At 70.3% G+C, this 13,183-nt stretch carries 12 protein-coding genes; 8 read left to right on the forward strand and 4 right to left on the reverse strand.

Translation table 11 applies throughout. The features are described from left to right. Positions 1 to 205 precede the first annotated feature (205 nt). Together ABTY56_RS07890 and ABTY56_RS07895 are read left to right on the forward strand one after the other, a co-directional pair. Positions 206 to 2,647, forward strand: coding sequence for a transglycosylase domain-containing protein (locus ABTY56_RS07890; RefSeq protein WP_350627481.1), 2,442 nt, complete (start codon positions 206 to 208; stop codon positions 2,645 to 2,647). Between the two features lie 157 nt (positions 2,648 to 2,804). Then, on the forward strand, positions 2,805 to 4,382 hold the full coding sequence (locus ABTY56_RS07895; RefSeq protein WP_350627482.1) for a glycosyltransferase family 87 protein: 1,578 nt from the start codon (positions 2,805 to 2,807) through the stop codon (positions 4,380 to 4,382). Positions 4,383 to 4,400: 18 nt separating this feature from the next. On the opposite strand, the gene ABTY56_RS07900 is transcribed toward ABTY56_RS07895, so the two are convergent. The 3 genes from ABTY56_RS07900 to ABTY56_RS07910 form a co-directional block, all read right to left on the reverse strand. Beyond that, positions 4,401 to 5,435 carry an alanine racemase gene (locus ABTY56_RS07900; RefSeq protein ID WP_350627483.1) on the reverse strand — a complete coding sequence of 345 codons (1,035 nt, stop codon included), beginning with the start codon at positions 5,433 to 5,435 and terminating at the stop codon, positions 4,401 to 4,403. 13 nt (positions 5,436 to 5,448) lie between these two features. Then, on the reverse strand, positions 5,449 to 6,567 hold the full coding sequence (locus ABTY56_RS07905) for a lipid II:glycine glycyltransferase FemX (RefSeq protein ID WP_350627484.1): 1,119 nt from the start codon (positions 6,565 to 6,567) through the stop codon (positions 5,449 to 5,451). A 182-nt stretch (positions 6,568 to 6,749) separates the two neighbouring features. Beyond that, positions 6,750 to 7,049, reverse strand: a complete 300-nt coding sequence (locus ABTY56_RS07910) for a hypothetical protein (RefSeq protein WP_350627485.1) — start codon at positions 7,047 to 7,049, stop codon at positions 6,750 to 6,752. Positions 7,050 to 7,366: 317 nt separating this feature from the next. Here ABTY56_RS07910 and rpsF point away from each other — a divergent pair, with 317 nt between their 5' ends. The 4 genes from rpsF to rplI all read left to right on the forward strand — a co-directional run bounded on the left by rpsF (position 7,367) and on the right by rplI (position 9,136). After that, positions 7,367 to 7,657 (forward strand): 30S ribosomal protein S6, encoded by a 291-nt coding sequence (rpsF, locus tag ABTY56_RS07915; protein ID WP_063348486.1) that lies wholly within the window; start codon positions 7,367 to 7,369, stop codon positions 7,655 to 7,657. Positions 7,658 to 7,753: 96 nt separating this feature from the next. Next, a complete protein-coding gene (locus ABTY56_RS07920) occupies positions 7,754 to 8,356 on the forward strand; it encodes a single-stranded DNA-binding protein (RefSeq protein WP_350627486.1) in 603 nt (200 codons plus the stop codon). 79 nt (positions 8,357 to 8,435) lie between these two features. Further along, positions 8,436 to 8,672, forward strand: a complete 237-nt coding sequence (gene rpsR, locus ABTY56_RS07925) for a 30S ribosomal protein S18 (RefSeq protein ID WP_030059640.1) — start codon at positions 8,436 to 8,438, stop codon at positions 8,670 to 8,672. Positions 8,673 to 8,689: 17 nt separating this feature from the next. Then, the gene (gene rplI / locus ABTY56_RS07930; RefSeq protein ID WP_350627487.1) at positions 8,690 to 9,136 is read left to right on the forward strand and encodes a 50S ribosomal protein L9; all 447 of its coding nucleotides are present in this window, start codon (positions 8,690 to 8,692) and stop codon (positions 9,134 to 9,136) included. Between the two features lie 102 nt (positions 9,137 to 9,238). Here the strand turns inward: rplI and ABTY56_RS07935 are convergent, their stop codons facing one another. Beyond that, positions 9,239 to 10,564 (reverse strand): MATE family efflux transporter, encoded by a 1,326-nt coding sequence (locus ABTY56_RS07935; RefSeq protein ID WP_350627488.1) that lies wholly within the window; start codon positions 10,562 to 10,564, stop codon positions 9,239 to 9,241. Positions 10,565 to 11,014: 450 nt separating this feature from the next. On the opposite strand from ABTY56_RS07935, the gene dnaB reads away from it, so the two are divergent. Together dnaB and ABTY56_RS07945 are read left to right on the forward strand one after the other, a co-directional pair. After that, positions 11,015 to 12,658: a replicative DNA helicase gene (gene dnaB, locus ABTY56_RS07940; RefSeq protein ID WP_350627489.1), complete on the forward strand. Its 1,644-nt coding sequence runs from the start codon at positions 11,015 to 11,017 to the stop codon at positions 12,656 to 12,658. A gap of 78 nt (positions 12,659 to 12,736) precedes the next feature. Continuing rightward, a partial coding sequence (locus ABTY56_RS07945) for an acyltransferase family protein (RefSeq protein ID WP_350627490.1) occupies positions 12,737 to 13,183 on the forward strand: 447 nt, incomplete at its 3' end.

The following is a 13,183-nucleotide window of genomic DNA, read 5'->3' on the forward strand; positions in this document are numbered from 1 at the left end:
CCTGCCTTCAGGCTGGAGACGCCTGGCGAGGAGTGGCTGGAAGATGAGCGAACGACGGCGAAGGACGCCCGACCCGGGCGGTGACGGGCAGCAGCCCCCGGGAGGCGGCGGCCGTCGGGGAGGGCCGACGCCCGACGAGCTGAGCTCGGACGGGATCAGTCGTCGGCGCCCGCAGGGTGTCCGGGAGACAGCTCGGCAACCCCGGATGACCCGTGCAGAGATGCGCAAGGCCGGACAGAAGAAGGGCAAGGGGGGAGGCGGGCGCGGTCCTGCCGCGGCCGCCGGGCCCGGCAAGAAGCGCTTCATCGACTACCCGAGGTTCGGCAAGACCGGGATCCGGCGCTGGCTGCCGTCCTGGAAGCAGTGGATGAGCGGCTTCCTGCTGGTCTTCGCCTGCTTCGTGGGTGTGGTGTTCTACCTGTACCAGACCACCCAGATCCCCGACATGAACAAGCTGGTGCAGGGCCAGAACACGATCTACTACTGGGCCGACAACACGGAGATGGCCCGCAAGGGCCAGACCAACCGTCAGATCGTCCCGCTCCAGGACATCAGTCCCCACCTGCAGGACGCCGTCATCGCCGCGGAGAACCAGGACTTCCGCACCGACCACGGCATCGACCCCAAGGGCATGCTCCGCGCCGTCTACAACATGGCGAAGGGGGGTGAGACCCAGGGCGCCTCGACCATCACCCAGCAGTACGTCAAGAACGCCTACCTGAGCCAGGAGCAGACCCTCAGCCGCAAGATGAAGGAGTTCTTCATCACGCTGAAGGTCGACCAGAAGCAGGGCAAGGACGAGATCCTCACGGGCTACCTGAACACCAGCTGGTTCGGCCGCGGCGCGAACGGTGCCCAGGCCGCCGCCCAGGCGTACTACGGGGTGAACGCCAAGGACCTCGACGCCTGCCAGAGCGCCATGCTGGCCGGCCTGCTGAAGGGTGCGGCGTACTACGACCCCACCAACCCGGCCAACAAGGAACGGGCCCAGGGCCGGTGGTCCTGGATCCTCGACAACATGGTGAAGACCAAGGCCCTCACCCCGGAGGAGCGGGCCAAGTGCACCACGTTCCCGAACCCGATCCCGCTGAAGCCCAGCTCCAACCTGAACGGTGAGATCAGCTACCTGGTCGACACCGCCAACAAGTACGTGATGAACACCGACAAGAACATCACGCAGCAGGTGCTCGACAAGGGCGGCCTGAAGATCTACACGACCTTCGAGAAGGACAAGGTCGACGCCCTGAAGAAGGCCGTGGACGACGTCAAGGCCGAGAACCTCGACCCGCAGAAGCGCCCGGACAACGACACCAACATCCAGTTCGGCTCCGCCAGCATCCGCCCCGGCGACGGTGCGATAGTCGCCCTGTACGGCGGCGACGGCGTGGAGAACGGGCACTTCGACAACAACGCCGACGCCACCGGCGTCCAGGTCGGTTCGACCTTCAAGCCGTTCGTGCTGGCCACCGCCATGCAGGTCGGCGTGCAGACCGCCAAGGGCGACGACGGCAAGCCGAAGCGGATAAACGCCGACAGCCGCTACATGGCCGACGACCTGTCCGAGATCCGCAAGCCGGACGGCTCGCTGGTGATCGGGGACGACGGCAAGCCGTACCACCAGAAGAACGAGGACTCCAGCAAGCACGGCTACGTCTCGCTGCGGCAGGCCATGCAGTTCTCGTACAACGTGCCCTTCGTCCAGCTCAACCAGGACGTCGGCGGCCAGAACGTGGCCGACATCGCGGTGCAGATGGGCATCCGGAAGGACAGCCTCGCCGACCCGAAGACGGCGACCTTCCCGCTCGGCACCTCCACCATCAGCCCGATCCGGATGGCCACCGCCTACGGCACCCTGGCGGCCAGTGGCAAGGAGGCCGAGCCGTACTCGGTCACCAAGGTCGAGTGGGACGGCGTGGCACGCACGGGCTTCGCCAAGAAGGAGCCCAAGGTCGCGCTGGAGCCCTCGGTCGCCGACAACGTCACCGACGTGCTGGTGAACGTGGCGGCGAAGGGCACCGGTACCAAGACCCTCGCCCTGGGCCGCCCGGTGGCGGGCAAGACCGGTACCACCGACGAGAACAAGTCGGCCTGGTGGGTCGGCTACACCCCGCAGCTGGTGACCAGCGTCGCGATGTGGCGCGAGGACCCGTCCGCGCACCAGCGGCAGTCGCTCAAGGGAACCGGTGGCAAGGAATCCATCCACGGTGGTGACATCCCGACCGACGTCTTCACCCGGTACATGAAGGTCGCGCTGGCCAACGAGAAGAAGATGGACTTCCCGAACCCGCAGCCGGTCGGCTCGGAGGTCGACTCCTCCGGTGCGCCGTCGACGGCCACGGCCGTGCCGACGCCGACCACGACCGACAGCCCGTCGGCCCCGGCACAGACGCAGCCGCCGACGCAGCCGGCCCAGCCGCAGCCGACGCAGACCCCGAGCTGCGTGCCGGGCGTGGACTGCCCCGGCGACCAGCCGAGCCCGACGAAGACCCACAAGCCCCCGGTCCCGACCAACACGTGTCTCCCGGTGATCGGCTGCCAGACGCAGCAGCCGACGCCCACGGACACCACGACACCGGGCGGCGGCGGCAAGCCGACCAAGCCGACGATGACGCCCACCGGCCCCGCGCCGGGCGGCCCGGGGCAGTAGCCCGCGGCGAGCACCCGGAACGGCGGTGGCGGTCCTCCTCGGAGGGCCGCCACCGCCGTTTTCGTCATGGTTCGCGGACCCGCCGGCCCGCGGACCTCCGCAGACCGTTGCGGGGTCCTCCTCGTCCCGACCGGGATGGTGCGGCAGGATGTCCGGCATGACGTCGAGCGATCGTGACGAAACCACCGGCCCGGTCGGGGCCGGCGGTCTCGCAGGGCCCACCCCGGATGCCGTCGCCGCGGCCGCGCCGCCGGCCAACACCGTGGTCGTCCCGGCCGACGAGGACCCGGTGGCGGCGGCCGGCAGCGAGGTGATCGGCGGGCCGCCCGGGCGCCGGGCGCTGCTCGGCGTCTCCTGGTGGATCCCGGCGCGCTTCCTGGCCCTCGCGGTGATCGTGGTCTCGGTGCTCGGCATGGTGCAGAAGCTGCCCTGCTACGACCAGGCCTGGTTCCAGCCGGGCTCCCCGCAGTACATCCACGCCTGCTACAGCGACATTCCGCACCTGTTCTCCGGGCGCGGCTTCGCGGCCGGGCTGCACCCGTACGTGGACCGCATCCCGGGCTCCACGGGGGACCTGCAGTACCTGGAGTACCCGGTGCTTACCGGCCTGTTCATGCAGGTCGCGGCCTGGCTGACGCCCGGCGGGGGCGACCAGCAGAGCCAGGAGCAGTGGTTCTGGGCGATCAACGCCGGACTGCTGATGGCCTGCGCGGTGGTCGCGGTCGTGGCGCTCACCCGCACCCACCGCCGCCGCCCCTGGGACGCGCTGCTGTTCGCGCTCGCGCCCACCCTGCTGCTCAACGGCACGATCAACTGGGACCTGCTCGCGGTCGCGCTGGCCGCCGTGGCGATGGCCTGGTGGGCCGGCTCCCGGCCGGGCTGGGCCGGCGTCTTCATCGGCCTGGCCACCGCCGCCAAGCTCTACCCGCTGCTGCTGATCGGCCCGCTGCTGGTGCTCTGCTGGCGGGCCGGCAAGTGGCGCGAGTTCCGGGTGATGCTCGGCGGCGCGGTGGGCTCCTGGCTGCTGGTCAACCTGCCGATCATGCTCGCCAACTGGCAGGGCTGGTCGACCTTCTACGTGTTCAGCAAGCACCGCGGCGAGGACTACGGCTCGTTCTGGCTGATCCTGATGCAGCTCCGCGGCGTCGGGCTGGCCGACCTCGACCTCTACATCGGCGTGCTGATGGTGCTGGGCTGCCTGGCCATAGCGTGGCTCGGCCTCTCGGCCCCGCGCCGCCCGCGCTTCGCGCAGCTGGCCTTCCTGGTCGTCGCGCTGTTCGTGCTGGTCAACAAGGTGTACTCGCCGCAGTACGCGCTCTGGCTGCTGCCGCTCGCGGTGCTGGCCCGGCCGCGCTGGCGGGACTTCCTGATCTGGCAGGCCTGCGAGGTGCTCTACACCCTGGGCATCTGGTCCCACCTGGGCTTCGTCACCGGGCCCAAGCAGCACGGGATCGGCGAGGCCTGGTACCACTTCGCGATCGGGCTGCACCTGATCGGCACGCTCTACCTGGTCGGCCTCGTGGTCCGCGACGTCCTGCACCCGGACCACGACCCGGTCCGCTGGGACGGCAGCGACGACCCCTCCGGCGGGGTGCTCGACCACGCCCCGGACGTGGTCGTGCTGGGCAACGCCCGGCGGCTGCGCGAGGAGGAGAGCTACGCCGCGTACGCGCCGGCCGGCCCCGAGCAGTGGCTGGGCGAGCCCGAACTGCTGGAGCCGGCCGAGAAGCCGTGACCCGTCGCGCGTGACGGTCTAGCGGTCCACCACGCGGTCGAAGTGCGTGGTGGTGTGGCGGACCTGGAGACCGAGCTCCTCGCCGATCGCGGGGGGCTTGGTCTCGCCGTCCAGGAACAGCAGCGAGACCTGCATGTGCGGCGGCTCGGCGAACCAGAGCTGCTTGCCGGCCCAGTGGAACGGCGACTTGGTCTTGTTGACCGTCGCCAGACCGGCCCGGGCGATGCCCTTGGCCCGCGAGGCCATGCTCGCCACGTACTTGGGCGCCTCCAGGCCGATGCCGTGCGCGGTGCCGCCGGCGACCACCAGGAGGTGGCCGTCGGCGGGTGCCGGGTGCTGGCGGTAGCCGTAGCGGTCGCCCTTCTTCACCGGGGTGACGTCCAGGACGGTGGCCCGGACCTCCAGCGCGGCGTGGTCACCCAGCCAGAGCCGGGTGCCGATCCGCGCCCGGAAGACGGTCTCCGGGTAGCGCTGGGCCAGCTGTTCCATGCCCGCCGCGCCGAGATGGCTGACGAACACGGTGTGCACCGGGATGCCGGCCGCACGGGCGGTGTCCACCCAGTAGGCGACCTCCTCGACCGGGCTGGAGCCGTCCGGCCGGTCCATCGGCAGGTGCAGCGCCAGGCCCTCGAAGGCGATGCCACCCAGCTCGGCGGCGACGGTGCGCAGGTCGTCGGCGCTCACGCCGTGGCGGCGCATGGTGGTCATGCACTCCAGCACCACCCGGGTGCCGTGCAGCGTCCGCAGCGCGTCCACGCTCGCCACCGTGCGGATCACCCGGGCGTGCGGCAGCGGGAGGACCTCCTCGCCGACCCGGTACGGGGTGAGCACCAGCAGCTCGCCGCCGTACCACTCGGCGGCGTCGGCCGCCTCGTACGCGGTACCGACGGCGAGCACACCGGTGCCCAGCAGCGTCGCCTCCTCGGCCAGCCGGTGGTTGCCCAGGCCGTATCCGTTTCCCTTGGCGACCGGCACCAGGCCGGGGAACTCGGCGAGGACGGAGCGCTGGTGGGTGCGCCAGCGTTCGGTGTCGAGGTAGAGCGACAGCGTCATCGGGTCAGCCTCCTCAGCGGCGGGACATGTAGAGGTCGAGGGCCTTGTGCAGCAGCTTGTTGAGCGGGAAGTCCCACTCGCCGAGGTACTCGGCCGCCTGGCCGCCGGTGCCGACCTTGAACTGGATCAGGCCGAACAGGTGGTCGTTCTCGTCCAGGGTGTCACTGATGCCGCGCAGGTCGTACACCCCGCCGCCGAGGGCGTAGGAGTCGCGCATCATCCGCCACTGGATGGCGTTGGACGGCTTGACCTCGCGCTTGTGGTTGGCCGAGGCGCCGTAGGAGTACCAGACGTGCTCGCCGACCACGAGCATCGTGGTCGCGGCCAGCGGCTCGCCCTCGTGGTAGGCGATGTAGAGGCGCATGCGGTTCGGGTCCTCGGCGGTGAGGGCCTTCCACATCCGCTGGAAGTAGGACAGCGGGCGCGGGGTGAACCTGTCGCGCTCGGCGGTGACCAGGTAGAGCTGGTGGAAGATCGGCAGCTCGTCGTAGCCGCCCTGGAACACCTCGACGCCGCTCTTCTCGGCCTTCTTGATGTTGCGGCGCCACAGCTGGTTGAAGTTCTTGTGGATGTCGTCCAGCGAGCGGTTGGCCAGCGGCACCTGGAAGACGTAGCGGGGCTGGACGTCGCCGAAGCCGGCGCCGCCGTCCTCGCCCTGCAGCCAGCCGGCCTTGCGCAGCCGGTCGGCCACCTCGAAGGCGCGCGGCTCGTACCAGTCGGCCTCGACGTCGCGCAGGCGCTTGGCCTGCTTGGCGGCGATGGCCTCCTTGATGGTGGGGGCGTCCCAGCGGCGGATGACCACCGGCGGGCCCATCTTGACCGAGAACGCGCCCTGCGACTTCAGGTGCGCCAGCATCGGCTGCAGCCAGCGGTCGAGGTCGCGGTCGAACCAGTCGATGACCGGGCCCTCGGGCAGGTAGGCGAGGTAGCGCTTGAGCTTCGGCAGCTGGCGGTAGAGGACCAGACCGGCGCCGACGAGCTGGTTGGCGTCGTCGAACCAGCCGATCGACTCGGACCGCCACTCGGCCTTCACGTCACCCCACGACGGCACCTGCATGTGGCTGGCCGAGGCGCGGCTCCTGATGAAGGCGAGGTGCTCCTCGCGGGTGATCGTCCTCAGGCGCAGGCTCATTGCTCGGTGCTCCTCGTCGGTCGGGCTGCATTGGGCCCCGGGTTCTCGGGCTGACCTTATCGTCCGGGGCCCGGGCGCCCGTCGCGGCGGGCACGACGGCGCCCCCGTCGCGTACCTGTCTTCTTCCAGATACGCGGCGGGGGCGTCAGGGGTTCCGGCGGAGCCGTTCCGGAGGCGCGGGATCAGCCCCAGAGACCGCCGCGGGCGATGCCGAGGTAGAAGCCGACCCCGGAGGCACCCAGCGAGACCATCAGGACGAAGCGCTCGGCCGTGGTGACCGAGACGAACACGCCCCAGAAGCCCGTGACGAGGCCGGCCAGGCCGGTCCACGAGGTCAGCAGGTGCAGGTTGTAGAAGAACGAGGTGATGAAGGCGATCACGCCGAACACGGCGGTGAGCGCGACCAGGGTGTTCTCGCGGGGGTGCGGGTGGCCGTCGGTGTTCAGCGTGAGCGCGGGCATGCGGTGGACGGACTGGGCCATGAGTGCCACCTCCTGGCGTGGAGACGAACGGGCAGGAATCCCGTTCCGTCCAGATTGCGGCGGTTGGGTCGGTCTCACAACCCCTATGCGTTTTGTTCGGCCGTCCGGGTGCGGGTAGGCTGTGCCGTCTGCACTGGTGTAGTTGTGCCCCCTTGCGCCCTCTTTCGGGCGACACCCCTCCGGGGTGGGCGGGGTCGACTGTCCGACCCGCCCGCTACGGTGGGCCGGAGTCGTCACCACACCGGTGCCGACGCTACGCACAACCCTCCTGCCACGGAGAGACCGTGGCCGCTGAGTCCAAAGGAGGTGGGTTACCCATGCGTCACTACGAGGTGATGGTCATCCTCGACCCGTCGGTCGAGGAGCGCGCTGTCTCCCCCCTGATCGAGAACTTCCTCACGGTCGTCCGCAACGCGGGCGGCAAGGTGGAGAAGGTCGACACCTGGGGTCGTCGCCGTCTGGCTTACGAGATCAACAAGCAGTCCGAGGGCATCTACTCGGTCATCGACCTCAAGGCCACGCCTGAGGTCGTCAAGGAGCTCGACCGCCAGATGGGCCTGAGCGAGTCGGTTCTGCGGACCAAGGTCCTGCGCCCGGACACCCACTGAGCCACCTCTGAGGCCTTCGGGTCTCGGGTAGCTCGCGTCCGCTGTTTCACGTGAAACAGCGGTGAACGGACATCTTCCCGAGAGGTCATCACCACCATGGCAGGCGAGACCGTCATCACCCTCGTCGGCAATCTCGTCGACGACCCCGAGCTGCGCTTCACCCCGTCGGGTGCGGCGGTCGCGAAGTTCCGCATCGCGTCCACCCCCCGCACCTTCGACCGTCAGACGAACGAGTGGAAGGACGGCGAGAGCCTCTTCCTCACGTGCAACGTCTGGCGGCAGCCGGCGGAGAACGTGGCCGAGTCGCTGCAGCGCGGCATGCGCGTCATCGTGCAGGGCCGACTGCGCCAGCGGTCTTACGAGACCAAGGAAGGCGAGAAGCGGACGGTCTTCGAGGTCGAGGTCGACGAGGTCGGCCCGAGCCTGCGCTCGGCGACCGCCAAGGTCACCCGGGCCAACCGGTCCGGCGCCCCCGGTGGCGGCTTCGGCGGCCAGCAGGGCGGCGGCCAGGGCGGTGGCAACTGGGGCGGCGGTGGCGGCCAGCAGGGCGGCAACTGGGGTGGAAACTCCGGCGGCCAGTCCGGCCCCTCCGAAGACCCCTGGGCTTCCAGCGCCCCGTCCGGTGGCAACCAGGGCGGCGGCTGGGGTGCCCCGTCCGGTGGTGGTGGCGGCGGCTACTCGGAAGAGCCCCCGTTCTAAGAGCTGACAGATTTCGTGCGGCCCGGCCGTCGGCGTCCCCGGACGCCCGCCGGGCCGTGAACCCCAAATGGAGCACACAATGGCGAAGCCGCCTGCTCGCAAGCCGAAGAAGAAGGTTTGCGTCTTCTGCAAGGACAAGGTCAACTACGTTGACTACAAGGACACGAACCTGCTGCGGAAGTACATCTCCGACCGCGGCAAGATCCGTGCCCGCCGGGTCACCGGCAACTGCACCCAGCACCAGCGTGACGTCGCCACGGCCGTGAAGAACAGCCGTGAGATGGCGCTGCTGCCCTACACCAGCACCGCGCGCTAAGAGAGGGTGACCAAGTAATGAAGATCATCCTCACGCACGAGGTGCCGGGTCTCGGCTCCGCCGGCGAGGTCGTCGAGGTCAAGGACGGCTACGGCCGCAACTACCTGGTCCCGCGTGGCTACGCCATCCGCTGGACCAAGGGTGGCCAGAAGGACGTCGACGCCATCCGTCGCGCCCGCAAGATCCACGAGATCCAGACCCTCGAGGCCGCCAACGAGGTCAAGGGCAAGCTGGAGGGCGTCCAGGTCAAGCTGGCCGTCCGCTCGGGTGACGCCGGCCGTCTGTTCGGCTCGGTGACCCAGGCCGACGTCGTCGAGGCCATCAAGGCCGCCGGCGGCCCGGCCGTGGACAAGCGCGCCGTCTCGATCGCCTCGCCGATCAAGACCGTGGGCACCCACAAGATCTCGGTCAAGCTGCACTCCGACGTCCAGGCCAACCTGGACATCGCGGTCGTCGCTGCCTGAGTCCCGTAGCAGTGGCCCGAGGGCCGGACTCCTCCGGGAGTCCGGCCCTCGGTCGTTCCCGGGCCGGTACGGGGGCCGGTGCGGATGCGGGGCGCGGGGGCGCTACCCGCGGACGGCGCCGGTGACCAGCCACTCGCCGCCGCGGGCACGCCAGACCAGGAAGCCCGCGCGGACCAGCATGAACAGGTTCATCGCCCACCAGAGCCCGGCCAGCCCGGCGCCGGTGGCGGGGACGGCGAAGGCCGCCGGGACGAACACCGCCAGGGTCGCGAGCGCCGCCCGGGCCAGGTACGGACCGTCCCCGGCGCCCATCAGCACCCCGTCCAGCACGAAGACCAGTCCGGAGACCGGCTGGCTGAGCGCGAGCAGCAGCAGGGCGGTGTCCAACTGCGCCTGCACGGCCGGGTCGGGCGTGAACAGCGGGACGTAGAGCGGGCGGGCGGCCACCACCAGCAGGCCGAGCACCACCCCGGAGCCGATGCCCCACTCGACCATCCGCCGGGTCGCGGCCTTGGCACCCGGGACGTCCGAGGCGCCGAGGTAGCGGCCGATGATGGCCTGGCCGGCGATCGCGATGGCGTCGAGCGCGAACGCCAGGAAGCTGAACAGCGTCATGGTGATCTGGTGCGCGGCCACCTGCTCGTCGCCCAGCCGGGCGGCCACCGCGGTCGCGATCATCAGTACCGCGCGCAGGCTGATCGTCCGGATCAGCAGCGGGCCGCCGGCCTTGGCGCAGGCCCGGATGCCCGCCGCGTCCGGCCGCAGCGAGGCCCGCTCGCGTCGCGCGCCGCGGACCACCACGACCAGGTAGACGGCGGCCATCCCGGTCTGCGCGAGCACGGTGCCCCAGGCCGAGCCGGCCACCCCCAGCCCGGCGCCGTACACCAGACCGGCGTTGAGGCCGATGTTGGCGGTGAAGCCCGCGACGGCCACCAGCAGCGGCGTACGGGTGTCCTGGAGGCCGCGCAGCACACCGGTGGCCGCCAGCACCATGAGCATCGCCGGGATGCCCAGGGAGCTGATCCGCAGGTACGTCACCGCGTAGGGCGCCGCGGTCGGCGAGGCACCCAGGACGTCGGCCACCCAGGGGGCGACCAGCAGGGTCGACAGGACCACCGGGACGGCCAGCCCCAGGGCGAGCCAGATGCCGTCGATGCCCTGCTGCACGGCGCCGCGGCGGTCTCCCGCGCCGATCCGGCGGGCGACCGCCGCGGTGGTGGCGTAGGCGAGGAAGACGAACACGCCGGTCGCGGTGGTGAGCGCGGCGGAGGCGACGCCGACCCCGGCCAGCCGGGCCGTGCCGAGGTGGCCGACGATCGCCGAGTCGGCCATCAGGAAGAGCGGCTCGGCGACCAGTGCGCCGAAGGCCGGGACGGCCAGGGCGAGGATCTCCCGGTCGTGGCGGCGTCTGGAGGGCGTGGCGGTCATGGCGTCCAGGCTACTCATCCACAGGTAATGACTGCCAGGGGCATTCAGTCGTTACTCGAAATCTTGAGCGAGGCGGTGCGCACGCTCTGTGCCCACAGCCATTCGGAGGTGTGTGAAGAATTTCTCATGCACAGGCCCGGGAAGAGGTAATCCCAGGTCAGCAAGTTGACGGTGGATCGATCGTCCGGTTATCCACAGGGACGTCCACAGGGGTGTCCACAGCTTTGCGGCAGTTCTCCACAGGTAGGGGGCGTTCATCCACACCCCCTGTGGATAACCGCCTTGGCGCAAGGGCGTCCGGCGCTTTAGCGTGGGCCATCCGCCCGACACTCGCACCGCCCCGGCGTCCGATTTGTCGGAGCCGTGGCGTACAAAGAGGAGCGGATCCGCTCCACCCAGCCACCGGCAAGCCCGCTCCAACTCGCACCACTCGCTGATCGGGGAACACGCGTGACCGGCCCCCAGTACGACGACCACGACGCCCCGCCGCCGGAGGAGGACTGGCAGACCGCCGAGGACCCCTTCCCGGCCGGTGCCTTCGACGACGCGCCCTTCCCGGACGGCCCCGGCGACCGGCTCCCGGTCTCCCGCGGCCGCGGCGGCCAGGGCGGTCAGGGCGGTGGCCGCGACGGCTTCCAGAAGGACGGTTTCCAGAAGGGCGGCTTCCAGGGCGGCAAGGGCGGCCGGAACGGCTCCTCGCGCGAGGGCGGCCAGCGGGACGGCGGCTGGCAGCGCCGGGGCGAGGGCGACGGCGAGGGCGGGGTGGACGGCTTCGAGCGCGTCCCCCCGCAGGACCTCGCCGCCGAGCAGTCCGTCCTCGGCGGCATGCTGCTCTCCAAGGACGCCATCGCCGACGTGGTTGAGGTGCTCAAGCCCGCCGACTACTACCGGCCCGCGCACGAGATGGTCCACGGCGCGATCCTCGACCTCTACGCCCGTGGCGAGCCGGCCGACCCGATCACCGTGGCCGGCGAGCTGACCAAGCGGGGCGAGCTGCAGCGGGTCGGCGGCGCCTCCTACCTGCACACGCTGGTCAACTCCGTCCCGACGGCGGCCAACGCCGAGTACTACGCGCAGATCGTCCACGAGCGCGCCGTGCTGCGTCGCCTGGTCGAGGCGGGCACCCGGATCGCCGGCATGGGCTACGCGGCCGAGGGCGACGTGGACGAGATCGTCAACGCCGCCCAGGCGGAGATCTACGCCGTCACCGAGCAACGCACCAACGAGGACTACGCGCCGCTCGCCGACATCATGGAGGGCGCCCTCGACGAGATCGAGGCGATCGGCTCCCGGCAGGGCCAGATGTCCGGCGTGCCGACCGGCTTCGCCGACTTCGACCAGCTCACGAACGGCCTGCACCCCGGCCAGATGATCGTCATCGCGGCCCGCCCCGCCATGGGTAAGTCCACCCTGGCGCTGGACTTCGCGCGCGCCTGCTCGATCCAGCACAAGCTGCCGAGCGTGATCTTCTCGCTCGAAATGGGGCGCAACGAGATCGCCATGCGTCTGCTGTCCGCCGAGGCCCGGGTCGCGCTGCACCACATGCGCTCCGGGAACATGACGGACGACGACTGGACCCGGGTCGCCCGCCGGATGCCCGACGTGAGCGAGGCGCCGCTGTTCATCGACGACTCGCCGAACCTGTCGATGATGGAGATCCGCGCCAAGTGCCGTCGGCTCAAGCAGCGCAACGACATCAAACTGGTCGTCATCGACTACCTCCAGCTGATGCAGTCCGGCGGCTCCCGCCGGGCCGAGAACCGCCAGCAGGAGGTCTCGGACATGTCCCGTAACCTCAAGCTGCTGGCGAAGGAGCTGGAGGTCCCGGTCATCGCGCTCTCCCAGCTGAACCGTGGCCCCGAGCAGCGCACCGACAAGCGGCCGATGGTCTCGGACCTGCGTGAGTCGGGCTCGATCGAGCAGGACGCGGACATGGTCATCCTGCTGCACCGCGAGGACGCCTACGAGAAGGAGTCCCCGCGTGCGGGCGAGGCCGACCTGATCGTCGCCAAGCACCGTAACGGTCCGACCGCGACCATCACGGTGGCCTTCCAGGGTCACTACTCGCGCTTCGTCGACATGACCCGGGACTGACCCGGGACCGACCACGGACTGATCGGGGGCTGCCCCCGGCCGGGGGCGAGATCTCCCGGATGGGCTAACCTCCGGCAGATGACGATCAGGGGGGCACTGGCTCGGCGGGGGGTCCGGAAGGTCGGGCGGCGCGAACGCGCCGCCGCACCGGGGAGTCGGCTCGGGTGGCTGGACGCGCTGCGCGGGATCGCCGCGCTGGCCGTGACGGCCCATCACTTCGATGTCCTGAAGCTGGTCCCGCACGGCGCCACCGTCTCGGCCCACTTCGACCTCGGCTTCTACGGGGTCATGGCGTTCTTCATCGTCAGCGGGTACATCATCCCGGCCTCGTTGGAGCGACGCGGTGACGTCCGGGCCTTCTGGATCGGTCGGATCTTCCGGATCTATCCGGCGCTGATCGTCACCATGCTCTTCGCCGAGCTGGTCCTGCCGCACGCGTACCAGGTCCTCACCTTCGACGGTTACCACCACGACCTGCTCTGGCTGGCGGGCAACGGCCTGATGCTGTCGGACGTGCTGGGCGTG

It is taken from the genome of Kitasatospora sp. NPDC097691 (assembly GCF_040302665.1).
Taxonomy (GTDB): Bacteria; Actinomycetota; Actinomycetes; order Streptomycetales; family Streptomycetaceae; genus Kitasatospora.

What these genes read in the sequence shown, in the direction of transcription:
- rpsF (WP_063348486.1), top strand. Translation starts at nt 7,367, where the DNA reads ATGCGTCACTACGAGGTGATGGTCATCCTCGACCCGTCGGTCGAGGAG.
- ABTY56_RS07935 (WP_350627488.1), bottom strand. Translation starts at nt 10,564, where the DNA reads ATGACCGCCACGCCCTCCAGACGCCGCCACGACCGGGAGATCCTCGCC.
- ABTY56_RS07890 (WP_350627481.1), top strand. Translation starts at nt 206, where the DNA reads ATGACCCGTGCAGAGATGCGCAAGGCCGGACAGAAGAAGGGCAAGGGG.
- rplI (WP_350627487.1), top strand. Translation starts at nt 8,690, where the DNA reads ATGAAGATCATCCTCACGCACGAGGTGCCGGGTCTCGGCTCCGCCGGC.
- ABTY56_RS07895 (WP_350627482.1), top strand. Translation starts at nt 2,805, where the DNA reads ATGACGTCGAGCGATCGTGACGAAACCACCGGCCCGGTCGGGGCCGGC.
- ABTY56_RS07905 (WP_350627484.1), bottom strand. Translation starts at nt 6,567, where the DNA reads ATGAGCCTGCGCCTGAGGACGATCACCCGCGAGGAGCACCTCGCCTTC.
- rpsR (WP_030059640.1), top strand. Translation starts at nt 8,436, where the DNA reads ATGGCGAAGCCGCCTGCTCGCAAGCCGAAGAAGAAGGTTTGCGTCTTC.
- ABTY56_RS07910 (WP_350627485.1), bottom strand. Translation starts at nt 7,049, where the DNA reads ATGGCCCAGTCCGTCCACCGCATGCCCGCGCTCACGCTGAACACCGAC.
- ABTY56_RS07920 (WP_350627486.1), top strand. Translation starts at nt 7,754, where the DNA reads ATGGCAGGCGAGACCGTCATCACCCTCGTCGGCAATCTCGTCGACGAC.
- ABTY56_RS07900 (WP_350627483.1), bottom strand. Translation starts at nt 5,435, where the DNA reads ATGACGCTGTCGCTCTACCTCGACACCGAACGCTGGCGCACCCACCAG.